13 protein-coding genes are annotated in these 26,982 nt (G+C 32.4%); 11 read left to right on the top strand and 2 right to left on the bottom strand.

Annotated features, from left to right (window positions below; all coding sequences use genetic code 11):
* The first annotated feature begins 230 nt into the window (after positions 1–230).
* From QVZ41_RS12380 to QVZ41_RS12390, 3 genes are all read left to right on the top strand, one after another.
* Positions 231–2,465, top strand: a complete 2,235-nt coding sequence (locus QVZ41_RS12380; protein ID WP_302884906.1) for an alpha-N-acetylglucosaminidase — start codon at positions 231–233, stop codon at positions 2,463–2,465.
* A gap of 3 nt (positions 2,466–2,468) precedes the next feature.
* Positions 2,469–3,608 (top strand): acyltransferase family protein, encoded by a 1,140-nt coding sequence (locus tag QVZ41_RS12385; RefSeq protein WP_302884907.1) that lies wholly within the window; start codon positions 2,469–2,471, stop codon positions 3,606–3,608.
* A gap of 171 nt (positions 3,609–3,779) precedes the next feature.
* A complete protein-coding gene (locus QVZ41_RS12390) occupies positions 3,780–7,817 on the top strand; it encodes a hybrid sensor histidine kinase/response regulator transcription factor (RefSeq protein ID WP_302884908.1) in 4,038 nt (1,345 codons plus the stop codon).
* A gap of 169 nt (positions 7,818–7,986) precedes the next feature.
* Here the strand turns inward: QVZ41_RS12390 and QVZ41_RS12395 are convergent, their stop codons facing one another.
* Positions 7,987–9,558 carry a solute:sodium symporter family transporter gene (locus tag QVZ41_RS12395; protein ID WP_302884909.1) on the bottom strand — a complete coding sequence of 524 codons (1,572 nt, stop codon included), beginning with the start codon at positions 9,556–9,558 and terminating at the stop codon, positions 7,987–7,989.
* Between the two features lie 21 nt (positions 9,559–9,579).
* The gene (locus tag QVZ41_RS12400; RefSeq protein ID WP_302884910.1) at positions 9,580–10,446 is read right to left on the bottom strand and encodes an inositol oxygenase family protein; all 867 of its coding nucleotides are present in this window, start codon (positions 10,444–10,446) and stop codon (positions 9,580–9,582) included.
* Between the two features lie 408 nt (positions 10,447–10,854).
* On the opposite strand from QVZ41_RS12400, the gene QVZ41_RS12405 reads away from it, so the two are divergent.
* The 8 genes from QVZ41_RS12405 to QVZ41_RS12440 all read left to right on the top strand — a co-directional run.
* A complete protein-coding gene (locus tag QVZ41_RS12405; RefSeq protein WP_302884911.1) occupies positions 10,855–13,890 on the top strand; it encodes a SusC/RagA family TonB-linked outer membrane protein in 3,036 nt (1,011 codons plus the stop codon).
* Positions 13,891–13,918: 28 nt separating this feature from the next.
* Positions 13,919–15,538, top strand: coding sequence for a RagB/SusD family nutrient uptake outer membrane protein (locus tag QVZ41_RS12410; protein WP_302884912.1), 1,620 nt, complete (start codon positions 13,919–13,921; stop codon positions 15,536–15,538).
* A gap of 160 nt (positions 15,539–15,698) precedes the next feature.
* Positions 15,699–18,014 (top strand): GH92 family glycosyl hydrolase, encoded by a 2,316-nt coding sequence (locus tag QVZ41_RS12415; protein WP_302884913.1) that lies wholly within the window; start codon positions 15,699–15,701, stop codon positions 18,012–18,014.
* A 16-nt stretch (positions 18,015–18,030) separates the two neighbouring features.
* Complete coding sequence (locus tag QVZ41_RS12420) at positions 18,031–19,572, top strand: glycoside hydrolase family 28 protein (RefSeq protein WP_302884914.1); 1,542 nt, start codon at positions 18,031–18,033, stop codon at positions 19,570–19,572.
* A 44-nt stretch (positions 19,573–19,616) separates the two neighbouring features.
* The gene (locus tag QVZ41_RS12425) at positions 19,617–21,116 is read left to right on the top strand and encodes a glycoside hydrolase family 28 protein (protein WP_302884915.1); all 1,500 of its coding nucleotides are present in this window, start codon (positions 19,617–19,619) and stop codon (positions 21,114–21,116) included.
* Between the two features lie 10 nt (positions 21,117–21,126).
* Entirely contained in the window at positions 21,127–24,396 is a 3,270-nt protein-coding gene (lacZ, locus tag QVZ41_RS12430) for a beta-galactosidase, LacZ type (RefSeq protein WP_302884916.1), read from the top strand.
* A gap of 15 nt (positions 24,397–24,411) precedes the next feature.
* Positions 24,412–26,694: a GH92 family glycosyl hydrolase gene (locus QVZ41_RS12435; RefSeq protein WP_302884917.1), complete on the top strand. Its 2,283-nt coding sequence runs from the start codon at positions 24,412–24,414 to the stop codon at positions 26,692–26,694.
* A gap of 11 nt (positions 26,695–26,705) precedes the next feature.
* A partial coding sequence (locus QVZ41_RS12440; RefSeq protein ID WP_302884919.1) for an alpha-N-acetylglucosaminidase N-terminal domain-containing protein occupies positions 26,706–26,982 on the top strand: 277 nt, incomplete at its 3' end.

Consider the following 26,982-nt stretch of genomic DNA (forward strand, 5'->3'; position numbering starts at 1 on the left):
GATATTTTATTTGAGTTTTATTTAGTTTAAGTTTTGTTAGATACAGGCAGGTAAGTAATTGCCTGCTTGTATTTCTTAAATAGAACAACATGTTTTTTTTAGAGGTGTGTATGGTAAAGAATATTGTGTTCTTTTTTTCATTCTCGTAACATTAAAAACAATTAAAAAGCCACAAGTCTAATATTTCATTATGTCACCTTGAATGTTAGATGAATATTTAAAAGAGAAAAATGAATAGAATTTTTAAAAAAATTACATATTTACTACTTGTTTCCTTCTTGATTCTTTCCTGCGGAAATAAGGAAAAAGAAATAAAAGAATTAAGTCCATCTGAATTATTGATATCTAGAGTTCTACCTAATTATTCAGAGAATTTTGAGGTAGAGATTGATAGTCTGTTAGAGAACGATTGGTTTGAGATTGTTTCTAAGGGAGATAAAATATTGTTGCGCGGAAACAATGGTGTTTCTATTGCCTCAGCCTTATATTATTATTTAAAAGAATATGCACATTGCCAAATTACGTGGAATGGAACGAATTTAAATTTACCAGAAAACTTACCAAAAGTACCTACCCTTATTCATAAAAAGACCCCATATGAGTATCGTTATTATTTAAATTACTGTACGTTTAATTACACGATGAGTTGGTGGGATTGGGAACGTTGGGAAAAAGAGATTGATTGGATGGCTTTACATGGAATCAACATGCCTTTGGCGATTACCGGAGAAGAATCTATCTGGGATGAAGTTTATAAATCTTATGGATTTACAGATGAAGACTTGAGTGGTTTTTATAGTGGACCTGCATATTTTTCATGGTTATGGATGGGGAATCTAGACGGTTGGGGAGGTCCTTTGACTCAGCATTGGAAAGACAGCCATAGAGAATTACAAAAGAAGATTTTACAACGTGAACGAGAGTTGGGAATGAAAACGGTTTTACCAGCTTTTACTGGTCATGTACCAGCCTCTTTTAAAAAGTTTTTTCCAGACGCGAAGTTGAAACGAACCAACTGGGGGAATGATTTTGAAGACACCTATATTTTAGATGCGAATGATCCATTGTTTGCAGAAATTGGGAAGAAGTTTTTAGAAACCCAAGAACGTATTTATGGAACCGATCATTTGTATTCAGCCGATACGTTTAATGAAAACACGCCACCTTCAGACGATCCTACTTATTTAAGCAATTTAAGTAGTAAAGTTTATGAGGGAATGAAATCAGCCGATGCTGAAGCTGTTTGGGTGATGCAAGGATGGTTGTTTTATAGCCATAGAGAATTTTGGAAAGCCCCACAAATCAAAGGATTGTTAGCTCCAGTACCAGATGATAAAATGATCATTTTAGACTTGGCGAGTGAAATAGAACCTATTTGGAAAAGGACAGAAGCGTTTTATGGAAAACAATGGATTTGGAACATGTTACACAGTTTTGGAGGAAATATTAGCATGTTTGGAAGAATAGAAACTGTTGCCGATGAACCAGCCAAGGCTTTAAAAGATCCAAATTCAGGAAAGTTAAAAGGAATTGGACTTACTATGGAATCTATAGAACAAAATCCTGTTTTATATGAATTGATGACCGACAATACCTGGCGAGATACTCCTATTGATTTAAAAGATTGGTTAGAACAATATACCACAAACAGATACGGTAAAGAAAATAAACAATTGATCAAAGCATGGGATGTTTTAGTTCAGACAGCTTATAACGGAGAAACCATTCGTGATGGAGCAGAAAGTATCATTGTAGCCCGACCTACATTTGAAGGATATAGAAGATGGGCACGAACCAAGTTGAATTATGCTCCAGCAGATTTATTACCTGCTTGGGACTTGTTTGTGTCAGCCATTCCAAATCATCAACATTCAGATGGATTTGAATATGATTTGGTAGATGTTACCCGTCAAGTATTGGCTAATTATGCATTGCCCTTACAACAACAAATTACAGTTGCTTATCAAGAAAATAACAAAGAAGCCTTTGACAAGTATAGTACAGAGTTCATTACTTTGATAGAAGACATGGACAAACTACTAGCCACTAGAAAAGACTTTTTACTAGGACCATGGATAGCCGATGCCAGAGCATGGGGAGAGACAGAATCCGAAAAAGCCTTGTATGAACAAAATGCAAGAGATTTGATTACGCTTTGGGGAGGAGCAGACAATAGACTACATGAGTATAGCAACCGCCAATGGAGTGGCTTGTTTAATGACTTTTACAAACCAAGATGGGAACAATTCTTTGCCGCAGTTAAACAAGACTGGAAACACTTTGATCAAGAAGCGTTTGATGAAGAAATCAAACAATGGGAATGGAATTGGGTAACGTCTAGAAAAGACTTTCCGATTGAAGCCACAGGAAGTGCTAGTGAAATAGTACAAGAATTACACACCAAGTATAGAGATCTCATTATTCCTGTAACAGAAAAGATGAGTCCTATTGACTACAATTACTAGCATATGAAAGAAGCGATATTAAAAAAAACAAATCGGTTTTTGTCTTTAGATGTATTTAGAGGGTTGACGATTTGTTTGATGATTGTGGTAAACACCCCAGGAACAGGAGCAAAGTTATATCCATATTTGGTACATGCTCATTGGTTTGGATTTACGTTGGCCGATTTGGTTTTTCCATCGTTTTTATTTGCGATGGGAAATGCGATGAGTTTTTCGATGACCAAATTAAAAGATGCTCCCTCAGTAGTATTTTGGAAAAAAGTATTCAAACGTACGGTGATTATCTTTTTGTTAGGATATTTAATGTATTGGTTCCCGTTTTTTAGACAAGGAGCTGATGGATGGGAATTAAAACCTATTTCCGAGACACGTGTAATGGGTGTTTTACAACGTATTGCCATTTGTTATTTTATAACCTCTTTACTTTTTTATTATTTAAAAGAAAAAACAGTATTACTACTCTCAGCCATGATTTTAATCTGTTATTGGGAGATATTGTATTTGTTTGGAACCACAGGATCAGAATTAGAGATGGCTACCAATGCGATAACCCGCTTAGACTTAACGATTTTAGGAGAAGGGCATATTTACAAAAGAGATAGCATTCCGTTTGATCCAGAAGGGATCTTAAGTACGTTACCTTCTGTGGTGAATGTAATAGGAGGATATTTGGCAGGAAAGTTTATTCAACAAAAAGGGAAGAGTTTTGAAGGGATTTCAAAATTATTGATAGCAGGATTTTTATTATCGGCGTTGGCACTTTGGTGGGATTTGGTTTTCCCGATGAGTAAAAAGTTATGGACGAGTCCCTTTGTGTTACATACGGTAGGGATAGATTTATCTGTAATGGCGATATTGATTTATTTTATAGAGTTAAAAAACACAAGAAAAGGAACAGAGTTCTTTAATATTTTTGGAAAGAATCCGATGTTTATTTATTTGTTTTCAGAATTGTTTTACATCACTTTAAGAATGATACCGACAAGTTCAGGCTTAGATGTTTTTGAATGGGTGAGTGAGAAGATTTTCCAGAGACTCTTTCCTGGGAGTTTTGGAGCGTTTGTAACGGCCATTGTTTTTATGCTGCTTTGTTGGTCAATAGGTTGGTGGTTAAACAAGAAAAAAATCTATATTAAAATTTAGGAAGTAAATAAATTAGATCATTTGAAAAAAATTAAAAAGAGAAAGAATAAGTGGCATTCAAAGCTTAAATAAATCTGTTATATATCATTAAATAGACCTATCAATAAGCATCTTTTTATATGACAAATCCGTTTATATTAGCAGCTCATCAAATTAAAATGAATTATTTAAATGCTTAAACCAATTGTTTTTCTCTTTTTTATCATATCGCTATTTACTTTAAACGCTCAAAGTTTAAAATTTGAGCACTATAATAGTAGAGATGGGCTTTCTCATAATTCGGTAAGGCATATAATACAAGACAATCAAGGGTTTTTGTGGTTGGGAACTTTTTCTGGTTTAAACCGTTTTGATGGTTATCAATTTAAATCATATTTAAGCACTTCTTTAGGTAAAAATAAGATATACAATGATGATATTACTGTTTTAAGATATGATGAATCTTTAAATAATATTTGGATTGGTACAAGAGATGGATTGACTCTTTTTGAAATTGACACTCAAAAATTTACTACATTTTTACCAGAAAAAAACAATCCTAATAGTTTACCTGATAGGGAAATTCGTTCGTTGTATATAGATAAGTTTAAAAGAATTTGGGTAGGGACTAAAACAAAAGGACTTTGTGTTTTTTATCCTGATGAAAATAAATTTATAAAAATAGAACTTCCTGATTTTAATTATGTTAAAGAGATATATGATGATAAAAAAGGAAATCTTTGGATAGGTAGCTATGAAACTGCGGGGGTTGCAAAATTATCTTTAGATCATAAAGGTAATGTTGTTGCAGTATCAAAATATTCGTTGTCCATTCCAAACTCAAACAATAAAAATCCATATATAAATTTTATACATGAAGATTTTAAATCTGATATTTTTGTAGGAACCAGAGAAGGGCTTTATAAATTAAATAAGGCTTCTAATACTTTTGAAATCATTCAAATAGAAGATAAGGTTCTTCGAGATCAAATAGGAAATTATTTTTTATCAATAGCAAGAAGTCCAAATGGTAAATATTGGATAGGAACACTTTCGGGAATTTTGGTGTGTAATCAATTAGAAGATCTAAAAACAGCGAACTTTCAATGGCATTATTCTGTATTAACAGAAAATACCTCTTTGGCAGATAATTTAATTTCTTCACTTTATTTTGATCCTTCAGGTGTTTTGTGGATTGGAACAGAAGATGGCTTGGATAAGTACGACCCTTATGAAAACCAAATTCATTTAAACAAAGAGGTTTCATTATACACAGAAAATCAAATTCCAAGAAATAGGGGATTTGCACAAACATACGACGGGAAATTAATTTTAGCTACATGGCACAATGGTCTTTTTATAACTAAAAAAAACAGCTTTGTTCCTTTGTATAAAAACAAAGAAGATATTTCGAGTATCTATACTGTAGATGGTAAAATATTTTTCTGTGGTTTGTGGAATGGAAAAATAATGGTGTATAATTACCTTAACAACACATCAAAAACTATAGATGTTGGTTTTGTAAATTCTGCAATTTCTTCCTTTTTAAAATATAATGAAGAGACTTTATTGGTTGGATCTTTTGGTGAAGGAATTGTTTATTTAGATATTAAGAATTTAAGCGTAAAAACGTCTACAGAAAGATTGTTTGCTGATTATGAGATTAATAAAATAAAAAAATCAGGAGATGATTTATGGATTGCTGCCGAAGAAGGAATTATTAAGTATAATTTGATACAAAAAACTACAAAATTATATCAACACAACCCAGACATAATAAATGGATTGCCTCAAGACAATTTAAGTGATGTCTTAATAGATTCAAAAAATAGAGTTTGGGCTGCAACAAGAGCGGGGTTGGCTAAGTATGTTCCTGAAATGGATGCTTTTGAATTGGTTACGGAATTTCCTGAATTAAAAGGGAAATGGATTACCGATATGACTTTAGTTACCGATGGTTCTCTTTGGTTAAATATTAATAATAATACCATAGGAAAGTATAATGCAGATCTTAAAACCGTAAATATTTATCATGTAAAAAGTGGTACAAGGTTAGATGTTTTTAGTTCCAGAGGTTTTTATAATTATAATAATTCGCTCATATATATTGGAGGAAAATATGGTGTAATTTCCTTTTCACCTAATACGATTATGGAAAATAAGTATTCCCCAAAACCTTTTATCACAGAATTTAAGGTACAGAATAAAGAAGTGTTACCAGGAATGAAAATTAATGGTCAAACTCCTTTTAAAAAAGATATTAATATTGCAGGGAATGTTGTTTTAGATTATAATAATCGAAATTTTTCAATTCAATTTTCAACCCCATCTTATACAAATGAAAGATTAAATAAGTTTCAATATATGTTAGAGGGCTTTGATGATGATTGGATTGAGGTTAATAGCGATTCAAGAACCGTTCAATACACCAATTTGTTTTCTAAAAATTATACATTTAAAATAAAATCTAGTAATAGTGATGGTGTTTGGAGTGATGTTTCTACTTATCAAATAAAAGTCTTACCCTCGTTTTGGTTAACCTATAAAGGTTTGTTTATTATAGGGTTTTCACTGGTTCTTTTACTGTTTTTCTTGAACAGGCAAATCAAGTTAAAAAAAGAACTTTTATATGAAAAAGTTAAAAGAGAAAGAGAAGAAAAGTTAAATAATGAAAAATTAAGATTTTTCACCAATATTTCTCATGAACTAAGAACGCCTCTAACTCTAATTTTAGGACCTATAAAACAATTGTTAGATCATCATGAAAATAATGATTATGCAAAAAGCAGGGTAGATTTAATTCATTTAAATGCCAACAGGTTGTTGCGACTGGTAAATCAAATTTTAGATTTTAGAAAAGCTGAAAAAGGAAAGTTAGCGTTAAAGGTTTCTAAAGTAAATGTTTTAAAGATTACTCAAAATGTGGTTGATTCGTTTCTTGTATTTGCACAGTCTAAGAATATTAATTTTAATTTAAATATTGATGATGAAGCCAAAGAATGTTGGATTGATGTAGATAAATATGATAAGATATTATTCAATCTACTTTCTAACGCAATGAAATTTACGAATCACTTTGGAAATATAGATTTGTTTATAGGGGTTAAAAATGAGCAAGAAAAAACCTTAATTATAGAAGTATGTGATGACGGAATAGGAATTCCAATTGAAAGTCAAGAAAAAATATTTTCTAGATTTTACCAAGCCAATAATAGTAAAGAAAATACAACCGGATCTGGTATCGGTTTGTCTTTTGTTAAGGCTTTGGTAGATATACATAAAGGAAAAATTTCCGTAAAAAGTACTCCAAACAAAGGAAGCGTTTTTACAGTAGAACTTCCTGTTTATAAAGAAGCATATCAAGCAACTGAAATTTTAGATTCTATACCCTATCAAGAACATGAATCTGAATTCATTACTGTTGATTCAACCAGTGAAGTTTTGCTAGAAAATATAAAAAGAGTTCAACAAAATACAGAAATAAAACATAAAGTAGTCATTATTGAAGACAACACGGAGCTAAGAAAATATATTGTAGAATATCTTTCTGGTTTTTATAAAGTATATGAAGCCGAGAATGGACAAGAAGGTTTGGAGTTGTGTAGAAAAGTAAGACCAGCCCTTTGTGTAGCTGATGTAATGATGCCTGTGATGGATGGGTTTGATTTTGTAGAAGCATTAAAATCTGATGAAAATATAAGTAACACAGCCGTTATTCTTTTAACAGCTTTGGCAGAAAATGAGAATAGAATTAAAGGTTACGAAATAGGAGTAGATGATTATTTGGTTAAACCTTTTGATCCCTTTGTCTTAAAATCTCGTATTGATAATATTATTAAAACACATTTTAACTTAAAACAAAAGTTTTCTGGGGAAGTAGAAACGGATGTAATTACATTGGCTCATTCACAAATAGATATTGACTTAATTACTGAAATAAAGGAGTTGATAGACGAGCATATGGGAAATTCAGATTTAACCATGGGATTTTTATGTGAGACCTTGGCTATGAGTACTTCTAAATTATACAGAAAAATAACGCAGCTTACTGATATGTCTCCAAGTGAATTTATAAGAACTATTCGTTTAAAAAAATCCGCAGAATTACTAAAAACAAAAAAGTATAACGTTTCAGAAGTCGCTAACATGGTTGGCTTTAACGATCCATTATATTTTAGTAGATGTTTTAAAAAACAATTCGGAATAGCTCCAAGTACTTTAATAAAATAGATTCTTAATCACCGTTTTTATGTTAATACTTATTTAAGATATTCTCTATAGTATCATTATGGTGACGGAAATATAGTAAAACACGATGTTTCTAGTACACCGTGTTTTTAAATTTGCATATATCTGAAATCAATAGATAAAGTAATTTCTAAAATACAATACTGTTTTTTTAGGATAACAAAATATAGATAAGAATTGTTAAAAAGACTAATATTACTCCTGCTATATTCACTTTAGACCATGATTTTTCCTCTGTTCCTTTATCCATTTCAGGATGGTCTTCAGCTGTTGGAAATAATTTAGAAACTAAAAACATGATGATAAAGTTTAGCACAAACTCAATTCCCCATAAATGCACAAAATGAATGTCTAGCTGAAGAATAAAAGTGGTTAGGATGTAAAATACAAATCCAAAAAACAAACCAGCTTTGGCTCCTTTGGTATTGATTTGTTTAAAAAAGATTCCAGCAATAATAATAGAAGAAATAGGAATAAAAAAGACACCGTTTAATTGTTGTAATAATTGATACAGCCCTTCGGGAGCATAGGCAACCATTGGAGCTACAGCAATGGCTATGATTGCTAGTACAACAGATGAAATTTTACCATATTTTACCAAATTACTATCCGATACATTTTTGTTGATATTTTTTTTGTAAATGTCCAAACAAAAAATGGTGCTTGCAGAGTTTAGTACACTATTAAAAGTACTCAATACGGCTCCTAAAATAACGGCAGCAAAAAATCCATATAAATAAGTAGGCAATACTTTTTTTACCAAAAGAGGATAGATTAAATCAGGAGTATCGTAATATTTATCTTGGAAATAGTAAAAAGAAATCAAACCAGGAAGGACAATAATAATAGGAACAAAAAGTTTTAGAACCCCTGTGTAAATCAATCCTTTTTGAGCTTCAACTAAATTTTTAGCACCAAAAGCTCTCTGAACAATGGCTTGATTCATTCCCCAAAAATACAACTGATTGATCATTAAACCTGTGAACAAAACTGAAAAAGGAAGTACAGAATCGGGTTTTCCAATAATATCAAATTTATCAGGGGCAAAATTATATACAGTGCTTAATCCACTAAAAAAATCTCCATGACCAATTTGAAATAATGCAATAACAGGAATTAACAAACCACCTAACATCAATCCAACTCCATTTAAAGAATCTGAATATGCCACGGCTTTTAATCCTCCAAAAATGGCGTATAAAGAACCTATAATTCCAATTACCAAAACAGTATATATTAATGACTCTTCTTTGCTGATGTTAAACATTACAGAAAAATCAAAAACACTTTCAATATTTATAGCACCAGAATATAATACAATTGGTAAAAGGGTAATTACAAAAGATGACATCAGTAAAAAAGCAACGATAGATCTAATAGCACCATCAAATCTTTTTTCTAAAAATTCTGGAATGGTGGTTAGCCCCATTTTAATAAATTTTGGAATAAAAAAGATGGCGGCAATTACCAAAGCAATGGCCGAAGTTACTTCCCATGCAATAACAATAATTCCGTTTTTATAAGAACTACCATTCATTCCTATTAAATGTTCTGTAGAAATATTGGTTAAAATCATAGATCCCGCTATAATGGGACCTGTTAAACTTTTACCAGCTAAAAAGTAACCTTTAGAGGTAGTAAACTTGTCTTTTCGGAGTTTGTAAGTGGTATAAAAAATGACAAATAGGGTAAAACCAAAAAATCCTAAGTAGGTAAATAGCATGGTAAAAGTTTTTAGTTAGGGTTAAAATTTTAATACTTCGGGCAGATATTTAGAAACCAAGGCTTCATAATAAGGTCTTAAAGCTTTTACGTCTGGTTTTACAGGAGCTTTGGTATATAAATCGTACGGATTGAATTTTTTCACCCATTCAAACATTTCAATATCCTTTTCATTCATTAAATGACGATAGTCTTCTTCTCTGTGTTGAGAATAAAAAGAATGATAACGAATCATATATAAAGCAGGTTCAGGCAAATAGTCTTTTAGTATTTGATATAAATATTCATCATGACCCCAGCTCATTTTTACATTGTCTAGACCACAATTAGGAGTATAGACTCCATATTTGGTGTTATATCTTTCATCTTTGCTGTCCGGATTTTGTTCAAAAAATTCAGGATAAACAATTTTATCAGAAAATTTACACCCTACAGGAAAAGTATCACCTACCACTGCCCATTGCGGTTCTCCAAACAAACAAAGCACTTTACCTATATCGTGTAAAAAACCAGTTAATACAAACCAATCTGGATGTCCATCTGCTCTAATAGCTTCAGAGGTTTGCAATAAGTGTTGAAGTTGGTCTAAGTCAATATCAGGATCACTATCATCAACCAAAGTGTTTAAGAAGTCTACAGCTTCCCATAATGACATTTCTTTTTTGTCAAACTTTAAAAATTCTTCTTCTTTTTTACATACAAAATCATAAGTCTGATTGATGTGGTTGATGCGATAAAATTCTTTAACAGTATCTACTCTTTCAGAATCTACATAATTTCTAAAAGCCTCTTTTTCTTTTGTAGGTGTTTCAGGGTCAGGATAGCGTTCTATTAAGTTTTCTTCCCAATCGTCAATATTGTCCATCGGATTATTGATATTATTTTTCATTGTATTTAAAATTTTGGTTAAAAGATTTGTGTTAAGATGATAACTAAACTCTTTGATATTAAGGTTTGGTAAAGAGTTAGATTGTTTTTTTCTATTGATTATAAATCAGTAAAATATAGCAATCCAAAGTAATAATGTTCTTTGTTTGTTATATGGATATTTTATGCAAAAGTATGGATGCTTTGTTTTTTTATTGATAATAAACTAATAAAAAAACTATTTATTTGTGATTTTGATAATTTAAAAACATAGTTATTGAGCAATTGCTGATTCTCCATGTTTTTGAATAAAATGTCCATTTTAAAAAAAGAAAACTCGGTTAATTTTACGAAATGCTTACAATACTTATTGATTGGTTGATTATAATTTAAAGTAAGTGTAAAACAATTATTAACTAAACAAAATAAAATGGAGAAACTTAAACTTTTAATGATAGCCGTGGTGCTATGTTTTTCATCAACTTTATGGGCACAAAGTAAAGTGACAGGAGTTGTAACGGATGCGAATGATATTCCAGTTCCTGGAGCTAATATCATTATCAAAGGAACCTCAAAAGGAACAATAGCAGATTTTGATGGTAACTTTGAGATTACTGCTAGCAATGGAGACGTTATAGCAGTTTCATATGTAGGGTACACAACTAAAGAGATAGCTTACACTGGGCAAGCTAAATTAAGTGTAAAATTAGAACAAACTAATACAGAATTAGATGAAGTGGTAATTGTAGGATACGGTACTGTTAAAAGGAAAGACGTAACAGGATCCGTAGCTTCAATGGATGCAGAACAGATACAGCAAACAAATAAAGTAGATGCTGTGTCAGCTCTTCAAGGTCAAGCACCTGGGGTTGTGGTTCAACGTACAGATAACAAGCCAGGGGGTGGAGGTTTTAATATCCGTATTCGTGGAGCGAGTTCTATTAATGTAAATGAAAATTCTTCTTCTTCAAATGGAGGTTTTAATCCAGGACAAAATCCTTTATTTATTGTAGATGGAATTTTTGTGGACGATATTTCTTTCTTAAATCCAGCGGATATCAGCAGAATGGATATTTTAAAAGATGCTTCTGCAACGGCTATTTATGGATCAAGAGGTAGTAATGGTGTTGTGTTGATTGAAACTAAGGGAGGTAAAAAAGGAGTTTTAAAAGTTGACTACAGTAATTATGTAGGTTTTAAACAAGCATATCACTTGCCTTCTGTTTTTGATGGTTCTAGTTATGTAGATTTTGTTAAAGATGCCGTAGTAGGTACTCAGTTTGCTTCAGGAAACTATGCTTACCGTAAAAGTGATGTAGTTTTGTCTGATTATTTTGATGCAGAGGAATTACAAAATGTAGCGGATGGAGTGAGTACTGATTGGGTTGATTTAATGCTTAAAAATGGACTACAAACCAATCATACAATTAATATGAGTGGAGGAACAGATAAAACTATTTATTCTGTTGGTTTGGCATATACCAAAGATGAAGGTACGGCTAGAGGTGAAGATTTTACTAGATATAACATTAGAGGAACTTTAAGTAGTGATTTAACAAAATGGTTAAATGTAAGTGTTAGTAATTATATTACCAATGCGATCCAAAACTCTGGAAGTTGGGAAGGTTTTAGGAGTGCTTACAGATTAAAGCCTATTGGTCGTCCATACGATGAAAATGGAGATTTAAAGTTTTTCCCTACAGCAAAAGAAACTCAAATTACCAACCCGTTGTTTGAGGCTGATAATGTAACAAGAGAAACTAAATATTTACAATACCTTGGTGATTTTGCCTTAAAAGTAACTCCTATTGAGGGGTTGACACTTACTTCTAAGTTTTCTCCAAATATTAAATATTCAAGATATGGAGAGTATAGAGGGTTGTATTCAAAATCTGTTAGTGCAAATCCAGCAAACAGAAGAGCTCAGGTAAATAATGATAATTATTTTTCATATTCATGGGATAATATTTTGAATTATAAATTCGAAACTGGAATTCATGCTATTGATTTTACTGGAGTATTCTCAAGATTTTCACAACGTTCAGAAGGATACTATACACAAGTAAGAAACTTTACAACAGATGATTATTCATTCTACAATTTAGGGGCTGGATTAAGTGTTAATGATGTATCTAGTGGTTTTTCTAAGCAAACATTAGAATCTTACACAGCTAGAGTTAACTACAGCTTAATGGATAAATACTTAATCACTTTAACAGGTAGATATGATGGAGCTTCTAAATTAGCAGAAGGGAATAAATGGGCGTTTTTCCCATCAGCAGCTTTTGCATGGAAAATATCTGAAGAAGATTTTATGAAATCTCAAAATGTATTAACCAATGCAAAACTTAGAGTAAGTTATGGTCAAACAGGAAATACAGGAGAAGGGTTACAACCTTTAGGATCACAATCATTATTAGATCCTAGTGCAACCAATTTGGGAGATGCTGCGTATCCATCTCTTTACGTAGGTGGTTTGGCGAATAAAAATCTTAAATGGGAAAGAACAGCAGAAGTAAACGTTGGTTTCGATTTTGGATTATTAAACAATAGAATTAATGGATCTGTAGATGTATATCACAGAAAAAATACAGACCTTATTTTATATACACCTTTATCTAATCTTACAGGATTTCCAGGGGTTTTTGAAAATATTGGAGAGTCTAGTAACAAAGGAATTGAAATTGGTTTAAATACAACAAACATCAATTCAGGAGGGTTTAAATGGACAACCAACTTTAACTTCGCGTCAAATAAAAACAATGTAGATAAGTTATACGGAGGAAAAGATATTTTATTTGGAAATTATATTACCAGAGTAGGACAGCCAGTTGGAGCTATTTATGATTATGAATTTGCAGGGATTTGGCAATTAGATGAGGAAGCTGAGGCTTTATCATACGAACAAAAACCAGGTCAAGTAAAAGTAACAGATGTAAATAAGGATGGAAAAATAACTCCAGAAGATAGAAAAATAATTGGACAAACTGCTCCTAAATGGACAGGTGGTATTACCAATACAATGAACTATAAAGATTTTGATTTTTCATTCATGGTAAACATCAGTCAAGGAAACACCATGAGAAGTAATTTCCATAGTAACTATGCTTGGGGATGGCAAGAACAACCAAACAGAGTGTTTAACGGTTATGATGTTGATTACTGGACACCTGAAAATCAATCTAACGATTATAATCAACCTGGTAACCCTGGTCCTTACGGTTGGGCAATACAATACAAAGATGTTTCTTTTGTTAAAGTTGGATATGTGACCTTAGGATACAAGTTCCCTTCAAAATTCTTAGATAAAATAAACGTAAAAAGTTTAAGAATTTATGGAACAGTACAAAATCCATTCATTTTTACTGATTACGATGGTTGGGATCCTGAAAATGCATCAAGAAACCAATGGGGAGCAGCATTTATGTCACGTACATTCATGACAGGTCTTAATTTAAGCTTCTAATTTATTGTTGAATTAAACTATAGAAAAAATGAGAAAAATTAATTATAAAATAATAACATTACTTCTAGCGGCAAGTTTGTTAAATACAAGTTGTGAGAGTTATTTAGAAGAGGAAAATAATACTAAACTTAATATTGATGATGCCGATGCAAATACTTATAAACAGTTAGTTGCAACCGTATATGAAAGAGCAAGAGAAACAACTACACATTATGCTCCAGATTTGTATTATGTTTTAGAGGATTTAGGGACAGATATCGTTACTCGAGGAAACGCTGTTGTTGGAACTAGTGATCTTAATGACTATGTCAACTTCAACTCTCAAAATTTGGCTATCGGTGTGTATTGGTCTAATCAATACAAAATCATTTCAGCAGCAAATATTGTTATTGACAATGCTGATGGAATTGACGGTTTAGAAGAAGCAGACAAAAATATGGGAGTAGCAGAGTCTAAGTTTTTTAGAGCGATGTCTTATTTTCAGTTGGTTGAGAATTTTGGGGGTGTTCCTTTGGTTTTAAATCAAATTACCACGGCTGAAAGAGATTTTACAAGAGCTAGTGAAGAAGATGTTTATACCCAAATTATACAAGATTTAGAAGATGCTTTGGCTGGAGTAGATCAAACTCCTAATAAATACGGTAGAGTTTCTAAAGATGCAGTAAGACATTTGTTATCAAAAGTATTGTTAACTAGAGCTTATAAGCCGTTTGCGGGTTCAACTGATTTCACAGATGCAGCTGCTTTGGCAGAAACAGTAATCTCTAATCACGCTTTAGTTGGGTCTTTTGAAAGCTTAGTAAGTATTGAAAATCAGCGTAATTCAGAGGTAATCTTTTCTTACTTATTTGGAAGCAATTCTGTAAGTAGAGGATGGGGTAATTCAAGACATCAGATGTATAAATTTAGATTTTTTGATTATCCTGGATTGACTAGAACAGTTAAAGGTTTAGGAGCAATGCCAACACCTTTTTACTATTCACTTTTTGAAGACGATGATGAAAGAGCAGCAGCTACTTTTGCTAGAGTTATTTACGCTACAGAAGATTACACTGCTACTGTTGGTGGAGCTACTGTAAATGTAATGGCGGGTGACACTGCGATGTATTTTCCTAAAACAGCATGGTCTCAATCAGCAATCAATGCTGTTAGATATAGAGTTGTAAACCCAGGTACTTACTTTACAAACGATGGAGTTACGGATGTACATTATCCTCAGTTTAAAAAATTTGATGACCCTAATGTTCCGTTTAGACAACCAGATACAGAATCTGTAGGAGAGAGAGATATGGTGATGATGAGAAGTGGAGAAGCTTATTTAATTGCGGCAGAAGCATATTTAGGAGCTTCAAATCCAACGACTGCTGCAGCTCGTTTAACTACTTTAAGATCTAGAGCTGGATTAACTACTCCAGTACTTCCAACAGAAGTAACATTGGATTTTATTCTTGACGAAAGAGCAAGAGAGTTAACAGGAGAAGTGAATAGATGGATGGATTTAAAAAGAACAGGAAAGCTAATAGAGCGTACATTATTGCATAATCCACATGCGAAATTGAATAATGCTTTAAATGCTAAAAATTTATTGAGACCTATTCCTCAATATGAGATAGATAACAGTAATGGTCTTACTCAAAATCCATTATAAGAGTTAATAAAACATAGAGACTTATAGTCTTTATTATTTGAGTTAGTTTAAAGTTAGTTTAGATATAGGCAGGTGAGCAATTGCCTGCTTATATTCTTTAAAGAAATGATTTGATTGTTATTATTAAGTATTTACATCAAAACATATTACAAAAAATCCTATGGAAGTAAAGCCATTTAAATTAAATAGAATCCATATTTTAAAAAATGCTTGGATTGGATTGATTTTCCTTTTTCTAATCTCTTGTAAAGAAGAAATAAAGAAAACGGTTGTCAAAGAAAATTATGTAGACAAAGTATATCCTTTGTTGGATACAGAAAATTCAAGATGGTTTTTCTTTACTTCTGCAAGTCGTCCATTTGGAATGGTCAATTTAAGTCCAGATACAGAAATTAATGGAGCATGGGGAAGTGGATATCGATATAATACAGATACCATTAAAGGTTTTAGTCACATACACGCTTGGCAAATGTCAGGATTATCGGTAATGCCGGTTACGATTTCGGAAATAGATAAATCTAATATTTTCACCGATTTTTATTCTAGATTTAATCATCAAACAGAAACAATAACGCCAGGATATCATTCAGTAGTCTTAGATAGATATCAAATTAAGGCAGAATTAACAAGTACAAAACGAGTTGGTTTTCACCAATATTCGTTTCCAAAAAATAAAGAGGCGGGTATCCTTTTCAACTTAAATACCATCTTAGGACCTAATGATAATGTAGCAGGAGAATTAGCGCAGACAGGAGAAAGTGAGTTGTCGGGAACGTTAGTAGCAACTCCCACCCACAGACGTCCTAAACCATTAAACATATATTTTAAAATAGAACTAAATGTTCCTATCACAGCTTTAATAAAAGATGAGCAAACAGGGAATTATTTAATCAACATAAAAAATACCACATCACCAGTTTTAATGAAGGCAGGTATTTCTTATACTTCCTTAGAAAATGCAACTAAAAATATTCAACAAGAATTACCTCATTGGAATTTTAATCAAGTGATTCAAGGGTCTAAAGATGAGTGGAATTCTTTGTTAGGAAGAATAAAAATTGAAGGAGGAACAGAACAAGATCAACGTAGGTTTTACACTGATTTATGGCATGCTTTGCAAGGAAGAAGAATTATTAGTGATGTAAATGGATCGTATCCAGATAATACTGGATCAGTATTTAGAATAGGTCAATTACCATTAAATACTGAAGGAAAACCATTGTTCAATCACTACAATTCAGATTCTTTTTGGGGAGCCCAATGGACTATTAATACTTTATGGGGATTGGTGTATCCAGAAATTATGGAGGAGTTTTCTCAATCTTTAATGCAATATTATAAAGATGGGGGGATGATTCCGAGAGGACCCTCAGGAGGAAACTATACTTATGTAATGACTGGAGCTTCTTCAACACCATTCATAGTAAGTGCAATTCAAAAAGGATTGATAAAAGGAAATTTAGAATCTTACTATCAAGCTTTAAAAAAGAATCATATGCCTGGAGGAATTATGGAGAGAGTTGGTTATGAACACTACACTAGTTTGGGAGGTGGATTAAAATATTATTTAGAAAAAGGATTTGTACCTTATCCATTGCCAGATGGAGATTTTGGAGGACATCAAGATGGGGCGAGTTTAACTTTGGAATATGCTTATCAAGATTGGACTTTGGCACAATTGGCTAAAAAGCTAGGAAAGCAAGAAGATGCTGAGTATTTCAGTAAAAGATCTAAAAATTATCAAAATTTATTTGATTCAAATTCAGGATGGATTCATCCTAAAAATGTAAATGGAGATTGGTATCTAAATTTTGATCCTTACCAATATCAACACGGATTTATAGAAGCTAATGGAGCTCAAGCTACTTGGTTTGTACCACATGATCTTATTGGATTGGCTAAGTTGATGGGAGGTAATGATAAAGCAGTTGAAAAATTAAATGCACAATTTGAAGCTGCAGAAAAATTAGGCTTTACATCTGGAGATTCTCATGCTGCAGAATTACATCCAGAATATAGTAGAATTCCTATCAATTACGGAAACCAACCTTCTATACAAACCGCTTTTGTTTTTCAACAATTGGGTAGGCCTGATTTGACAGCCTATTGGTCAAGAAAAATAGTACAAAAAGTATTTTCTGGCTTAAGCCATGCTAGTGGTTACAACGGAGATGAAGATCAAGGTTTGATGGGAAGTTTGGCAGTTTTGATGAAAATAGGTTTGTTTCAAATGAATGGTGGAACTGAAGAGAATCCAGAATATCAGATAGGAAGTCCCCTTTTTGATAAAATTACCATTGAACTAAATAATAATTATTACAAAGGGAAAACTTTTGAAATCAACACTAAAAATAATAATGCAGAAAATGTATATGTAAAGGACATTCAATTCAATAACATTTCTGTAAATACTCATAAAATTCATCATGATGACATTGTTAATGGAGGAGTTTTAGAATTACAGATGTCAAAATAAACAACAAAAAAATCACATGAAATTTATACTTCATATATTGATTTTCTTTTTAGGATTTCATCTTTTATTTGCTCAAAAAAATACTCTAAATATAGAGCGTTTCGGAGCGATAGGAGATGGAGTTACTTTAAATACCAAAGCCATTCAGAAAGCCATAGATAAAGCATCTTTACAAAATGGGGGAATAGTTGTTTTTCCTAAAGGGAGTTTTTTGTCGGGAAGTATTGAGTTAAAAAGTAATGTGACTTTATTTTTTGAAGAAGGATCAGTATTACTAGGGAGCACAAATCCTAAGGATTACTACAATATGAGTTTTGAAGGGAGACCTGTTTCTCCTAAAAAAGATGACAATTCTCAAATGGCTTTGATCTTGGCAAATAAAGCCAATAACATAAAGCTTTTAGGAAAAGGTAAAATTGATGGGCAAGGATTAAAATTGGCCTTGCATATTGATAGTTTACATCATGCAGGAATAAATATTGACCCTAATTACAATTACAGAAGGCATAGACCTAACGAAACCATGAGACCTAAACTTTTTAGGTTTTCTCAGTGTGAAAATATAAGTATTAAAGATTTAAAAGTAGGTGGAGCTTCTTGCTGGGGATTGTCTTTTGAGTTGTGTAAAAATCTAACGATTGATAGTTTGACAGTTGTGAACCGTTCTTATTGGAATAATGATGGGATTGACATAACCGATTGTAAAAATGTTAAAGTAATCAACTGTAATATCAATGCTGCCGATGATGGAATTTGCTTAAAATCCTACTACCCAGGTCATGCTAATGATTCAATTTATATTGCCAACTGCACCATAAGATCAAGTGCTAGTGCTATTAAATTTGGAACGGCATCTTATGGAGGTTTTAAAAATGTAACTATAGAAAATATTAAAATTTTTGATACGTTTCGTTCTGCCATTGCCATAGAGTCAGTAGATGGAGCTATCATAGAAAATATAAAAGTCAATAATATTGAAGCCTTTAATACAGGCAATGCCATTTTTATTCGCCTTGGACATAGAGATGGAGAAAAACCAGGCGTGATTAAAAATATTGATATTAAAAATATAAAGGTTCAAGTACCGTTTGGTCGACCAGATATAAACTATGAGTTAAGAGGACCTGAGGTCAACTTTTTTCACAATCCATTTCCAGCTTCCATTGTTGGAATTCCCGGACATTCTGTGGAAAATGTAAGTATAGAAAATATAGAGATATCCTACCCCGGAAAATCTTTTAAAGGAATGGCTTACGTTCCTTTAAACCGTTTAGAACAAGTACCAAAAGAAATTAAAAGTTCTCCAGAGTTTTCCATGTTTGGAGAGTTACCCGCTTGGGGATTTTATGTTCGTTATGCCAAAGGAATTAGCTTTAAAAATGTAAAATTGACTCTGGAAGATGATGATTTTCGTCCTGCTTTTGTTTTTGATGAAGTTGATGATTTACAGATGGAAAAAATAGCTTTACCCAAGACTCATAAAAAAGAAATTGTTTTAAAAACGATGGTTAATCCAATTCTGAAAGTCGATCAATCCAAAATAAAAATAATTAAATAGAAAAAATGAAAATAACTATCCTACATAAAAAAGTTGTGTTTATCATGTTTTTTATTTCAACATTGGTGACGGCTAATCAAAAGACCTTCAATATTGTTGATTTTGGAGCAAATGGAGATGGAAAAACAGACAATACAAAAATTATTCAACAAGTAATTAATGAAGCTTCTAAGAGTGGTGATGGTAAAGTAATTGTTCCCGAAGGTGTGTTTTTAACCGGAGTTTTACATTTAAAATCTAATGTAGAGTTGTATTTGTCTAAAAATGCAGTATTGTTAGGAAGTGCCAAACGAATAGATTACGGTCCTAAAAAAGCTTCTCCTTTAATTGTTGCCAAAGGACAATATCACATTGCTATTACAGGTACAGGAACTATTGATGGAAATGGTCATGAGTTGATTAAGGATATTTATAAAATGTTACATGCTGGTACTTTAGAAGATCATGAATGGCAACATTATAATCCATGGTATCAAATGAGACCTGCAGAAAAAAATCGTCCGATGATGTTATATGTATATGATTGTGATGACATCACGGTGAAAGATATCACTTTAAAAAATGGACTGTGTTGGATTCAGGATTACAGAAATAGCACCAATATTGTTATTGACAATATCAAAGTAAAAAGTACTACATTTTTAAACAATGATGGAATTGACTTAACCGATTGTAAAAATGCTAGTATTACCAATTGTTTTGTAGATGCTGCTGATGATGGAATTTGTTTAAAATCTAGTACAAGTAATATGTTGTGCGAAAATATTTACATCGCAAATTGTAAAGTTCGTTCTAGTGCAAGTGCTATTAAATTGGGAACAGCTTCTTGGGGAGGATTTAAAAATGTTACCATAGAAAATATAGAGGTTTACGATACTTTCCGTTCAGCTATTGCTATAGAGTCTGTAGATGGTGGTCACATAGAAAACATCAATGTTTCTAATATCAATGCAGAAAATACAGGAAATGCTATTTTTATAAGATTAGGGCACAGAAGTGGTCAGTCTATAGGAACGGTAAAAAATATCCACATAAAAAATATTAAAGTACAAGTGCCTTTAGGAAGACCAGATGCTGGATATGAAATGAGTGGTCCAGAGGTTAGAGAGGCACACAATACGTTTCCATCGTCTATTGTTGGGGTTCCAAATCACAATGTTGAAAATGTAGTGATAGAAAATGTAGTGATAGAAAATGTAGAAATTTCTTATCCAGGACTTTCTAAAAAGGAAATTGCCTATGTTCCTTTAACTCATTTAGCAAATGTACCCGAAAGAATTCAAGATTATCCAGAGTTTTCTATGTTTGGAGAATTACCTGCTTTTGGTTTTTACGTTCGTCATGTAAAAGGTATTACGTTTAAAAACGTAAAAGTAACTTTGAAAAACGACGACTTTAGACCTGCTTTTGTGTTTGATGAAGTGGAAGAATTAGAACTGAATGATATCAACACTCCCAAACAAGAAAAAGGACAAATCATTCTAAAAAACACAACAGAAATAAGTACAGACAGAGAAACCAAGCTCTTATCAGAGCATTATTAAATAATCAACCATGACTAAGAAACAAATTCAATTAATCCTACTCTTTTTTACCCCTTTATTAGTATGGGGACAACATCATGTATGGGAAGATCCATTAATTAACCAAATGAATCGATTGCCTTCTCATGCTACTTTTTATTCCTATGATAGTAAAGAATTAGCAAAAGAAAATGTAAGAGAATCTTCTTCTAATTACAAAAGTTTAAATGGAGATTGGCAATTTTATTGGGTGGCTACTCCAGAAGAATCTTCAGAGAATTTTCAAGAATCAAATTATGATGCTTCAAGTTGGAAAACCATAGATGTTCCTTCAAACTGGGAAATGCGTGGTTACGGAAAAGCCATTTACACAAATACTACCTACCCTTTTTATAGTAACGATCCTTACATCAACCATAGTGATAATCCTGTTGGACATTATATCAAAAACTTTGAAGTAAAGGAATCATGGAAAAACAAAGATATCATTTTGCATTTTGGAGGGGTTTCTTCTGCTTTTTATGTTTGGGTAAATGGACATTTTGTTGGCTATAGTGAAGATACTAGGTTGCCTTCAGAATTTGACATCACTAAGTATGCAAAAACAGGAACGAACAAAATAGCTGTAAAAGTATATAGATGGAGTGATGGAAGTTATTTAGAAGATCAAGATACTTGGAGATTGAGTGGAATTGAAAGAGAAGTATACTTGCAAGCAGTTCCTAAAGTAAGAATGACAGATGTTGCTATTAGAACAAAATTAGACAAAGAATATAAAGATGCTACTTTACAAATTAGACCCAAATTTACGGTAAACATTGAAGATAAGTTTATAGAGAAGTTTGGATACTATAGTAAAACTCCTTTAAGAACTGTAGTTGATGATTGGACTTTAACAGCTGAGTTGTTAGATGTTGAAGGACACTTGGTAGAAAAAGCAAAAACCTTAAAGTTGGGTACTTTTTTAGGAGAATCTCATCCAGCAAGAGATCAGGTTTACTTTGGTATCATGGAAATGGATATCAAAAATCCAAAGAAATGGTCTGCTGATGAACCTTATTTATACACGGTTTTATTTTCTATTAAAGATGAAAAAGGAAACTTAATAGAAGCTACGAGTCAAAAAGTTGGTTTTAGAGATTTAAAAATTGACGAAGAAGGAAGGTTTTTAGTGAATGGAACTGCTGTTAAATTAATTGGTGTTAACCGACATGATCACCATATGGTGAACGGAAAAACTGTCTCTAGAGCAGATATGGAAGCGGATGTTCAGTTAATTAAGAAATTTAATTTTAATGCGGTTAGAACATCTCATTATCCAAACGATCCTTATTTCTATGATTTGTGTGATGCATATGGAATTTATGTAATGGATGAAGCCAATTTAGAAACACATGGAGTAGGTGGAAAATTATCACAAGATCCCTTATGGTCTCAAGCATTTCTAGAGCGTGGGATTAGAATGGTAGAAAGAGATAAAAATCACCCAAGTATTATTATTTGGTCTTTAGGAAATGAATCTGGAATGGGACCTAACCATGCAGCTATGTCAGGATGGATCAAAGCGATGGATCCTACCAGATATGTTCATTATGAAGGGGCTCAAGGAGTGTCTACAGATTCAAGATATAAAAAGAATTTTTGGCCATCAGACAGAGGAAATCCAACTGATCCTAATTGGGTAGATATGTTGAGTAGAATGTATCCACAACCTCAAGAATTAGATGATTTAATTTACGATACTAGATTTGATAAACGTCCGGTATTGATGTGTGAATACGCACATGCCATGGGGAATTCTTTAGGGAATTATCAAGAATACTGGGATGTTATTTACAAACACGATAGAGCTTTAGGAGGATTTATTTGGGATTTTATAGATCAAGGTCTTTTACAAACGGCAGATAATGGAAAAGAATATTTTGCTTATGGAGGAGATTTTGGAGATGTTCCAAACGATGGGAGTTTTTGTTTAAACGGAATTGTTGCAGCAGACAGAACTCCAAAACCAGAAATTTATGAAGCAAAAAAAGTAAATCAACCAGTGGTTATTTCTTTGGTAGATCTTAGAAAAGGAGTGTTTACGATTAGAAATCGTCATCATGTTTCAGATTTATCAAAATATAATATTGTTTGGGAGCTTACAGAAAATGGAAAGGTAATTCAAAAAGGAACTGTAGCAAATATGTCTACCAAACCCAATGAAATCGGAACCTTGAATATTTCATATAAAGGAATCAAACCAAAAGCAGGAAGTGAGTACTTTATCAATATCAAAGGTTTGTTAAAAGAAAATACTTTATGGGAAAAGAAAGATTATGTGGTTTTTGAAGAGCAATTTGATTTGCATTTAAAATCTAATCAAGAAATTTCTTTAACCCATAGTAATACAGATTTAACAGTAGAAGATGTTAATAATACTATTCTTGTAAAGAACAAAAATGTAACGCTAACGGTTGATAAAGCTACGGGATATATTAGCTCATATAAATCACAAGCATTAGATTTTATTAAAAATCCTTTGAGTTTAAGTTTTTGGAGACCAGAAACGGAAAATGACAAAGCTTACCGAGGATATATGAAAAAGACAGATGAATTGGATTGGAAAAATGCAGGAGCTCGTTTTAAACCAGAATCAATTACGGTAAATGATATTGATAAAACAAAAGTTAAGATACAAGTTGAAGGATTAATAGAAAACCCGAACACCAAAGTAACGTTGATTTACACTGTTTTAGGAAACGGATATGTAAAAGTGTCTTACCAAGCAGATATCGCCAAAAATACACCAGATGTTCCAAAAATAGGGATGGAGTTTGATATCGCTAATGATTATGAAAACGTGAGCTATTTTGGAAAAGGACCACAAGCCAATTATCAAGATAGAAATACAGGGGCTTTTGTAGGATTGTATTCTGCCAATGCCAATGCTATGAGTTATGAATATGCTGTTCCTCAGGAATATGGAAACCACATGGATACCAGATGGTTTGGATTGTTGAATAGCAAAGGAAAAGGACTTGTAATTCAAGGAGAAAATCCAATCAATTTTAGTGTGTCTCCATATAGCACAAACAATATAGAGGAAGCTACGCATACTTATGAATTAAAAGAAAGAGAGGTTTTAACAGTAGATCTAGACTTGGTTCAAATGGGAATTGGAGGAGACAATACTTGGTCTTTTAAAGCTGAACCTCACAAAGAATACAAAATTAAATCAGGAAGTTATCATTATACTTTTTATATGGTTCCAGTTAGTAAACGTTCTAAAATGAATTTTTATCAACCTATTAAGTTCTAGTTCAAAAAACAGAATATGAAAAATATAATAAAACCACTTATTGTTTGTTTGTCGATTTTTTTACAAACTGAAAGTCATGCACAATACCATCAATTTGTAGATCCTTTAATTGGATCTGAAGGATTAGGAAATGTGTTTATAGGACCTTCATGTCCTTATGGAATGATCAAACCAGGACCTGATAATGATTTACATGCTAATAGTGGATATTCGGCAGATATTGATAAGCCTATTTATGGATTTAGTCAAACCCATGTAAGCGGAACAGGTGGAGGTGCCAAATATGGAAATGTTTCCGTAATGCCTTTTTCTGGAGATTTCACATCTATCAAACAAGAATCTTTAAGAGAAAATGAAAAAGTAGCTTTAGGATATTATAGTACCAATTTAAGCAAGTACAATATTCAAACAGAAATCACAACTTCTGATAGAGCAGCTTTTTATCGTTTTCAATTTGATCATATTGATAAAAATGCCATCAAAATAGATTTAGGTAGATATTTAGACGAATCTATCATTCCTGATGGACGTGAGACCCAGCAATTTGTAGGTTCTCAGGTAGAAGTAATTTCTGATACTGAAGTAAGAGGTTATACTAAAGTAAGAGGAGGATGGAACAATGGTGGGGCATACACGGTTTACTTCACAGCTATTTTTGATCAACCTTTTAGTGAGTTTTCTACTTGGAAAGATCAACAGTTTTATCCAAATGAAAAAACGCAAGTTGATGAAGGAAAAAAGACGGGAGCCATGTTGTTTTTTAATTCGTTAAAAGACAAAAAGGTGAATATGAAAATTGGAATTTCTTTCATCAGCAGTTTAAAAGCAAAACAAAATATTGATACTGAAATTCCGCATTGGAGTTTTGAAAAAGAATTGGCAGAAACTCAACAAAAATGGGAAGATTTACTACAAAGAGCAGAAGTAGATCAAGAGGCTTCAGTAGAAAAGAAAACCATGTTTTATACAGGACTATATCACACTATGTTAATGCCTGTAGATAGAACAGGAGAAAATCCATTATGGGAAAATAACACTCCCTATTATGATGATTTTTATGCTATTTGGGATACCTATCGTTCATCAAGTCCATTAATCACACTCTTGAATCCTTCTCGTGAAGTAGATATTGTAAATGCAATGTTACAAATCTACAAACGAGATGGGTATCTCCCAGATGCAAGAAGTGGAAATTATAATGGTAGAACGCAAGGTGGTTCTAATGCTGAGGTTGTCATTGCAGATGCTTTTGTAAAAGGTTTGGAAGGAATTAATTACAAATTAGGATTAGAAGCCATGATGAAAGATGCGATGTACCCTCCAGGTGGAAATGAAGAAAAAGAAGGTCGAGGAGGATTGGTAGATTACAATCGTTTAGGGTATGTATCTACAGATTATGTACGTTCTGGAAACAGAACCATAGAATATGCTTATAATGATTATTGTTTGGCAATTGTAGCCAAAGGAATTAAACGTAAAGGAGAATATTGGAGATTCATCAAACAATCTGATAATTGGCAAAACCTTTGGAGAGATATTGAAGACAATGGTTCAAGAGGGTTTATTATGCCAAAAGATGCCAATGGAAAATGGGTAGATAGCATACAGTGTGCTGCTACCAATGGTAAAATTAATTATGTGCCTTACACTCCATTAGCACAAGATTGGCCTAATTGTGTTTGTTGGTGGTGTGGATTTTTCTACGAAGCAAGTTCTTGGGAATATTCACTGTCAGTACCTCATGATGTCGCTATGTTAATTCAGAAATCAGGAGGGAAAGAGGCTTTTGAAAAAAGATTAAATACTTTTTTTAGAGAAGCGTTTTACAATGTAGCCAATGAACCTTCATTTTTAACCCCAAACTTATATCATTGGATTGGTAGACCAGACTTAAGTACTGATCAAATTCATAAAATTATAGATGAGAATTACGATGCGAGTAGAGATGGGATTCCAGGGAATGATGATTCTGGAGCGATGTCTTCTTGGTTGTCTTTTCACATGATAGGATTATATCCTAATGCAGGACAATCTTATTATTTAATTAACACACCATATTTTAAAGAAACGGTGATTCACCAAGAAAATGGAAAAGATTTTACTATTAAAGCGAAGAATTTATCAGTAAAAAATAAATACATCCAATCTGCAAAACTAAACGGAAACACTTTTGAAAATGCTTTTATAGAGCATAGTGATATTGTTAAGGGAGGTGTTTTAGAATTTGTAATGGGAGCAAAACCATCAAAGATTTGGGGGACAAAGCAAGTACCACCATCAAAATCTGATAAGAAATAAAAGAACTAAGTATGAAAAAAATTACCCAACTATTATTATGGATTCCATTATTTATAATGATAATCTCCTGCGGAAATAAGGAAAAAGAAATAAAAGAATTAAGTCCATCTGAATTATTGATATCAAGAGTTCTACCTAATTATTCAGAGGATTTTGAGGTAGAAGTTGATAGTCTGTTAGAGAACGATTGGTTTGAGATTGTTTCTAAGGGAGATAAAATATTGTTGCGCGGAAACAATGGTGTTTCTATTGCCTCAGCCTTATATTATTATTTAAAAGAATATGCAC

This window comes from Wenyingzhuangia gilva, assembly GCF_030519655.1.
GTDB lineage: Bacteria > Bacteroidota > Bacteroidia > Flavobacteriales > Flavobacteriaceae > Wenyingzhuangia > Wenyingzhuangia gilva.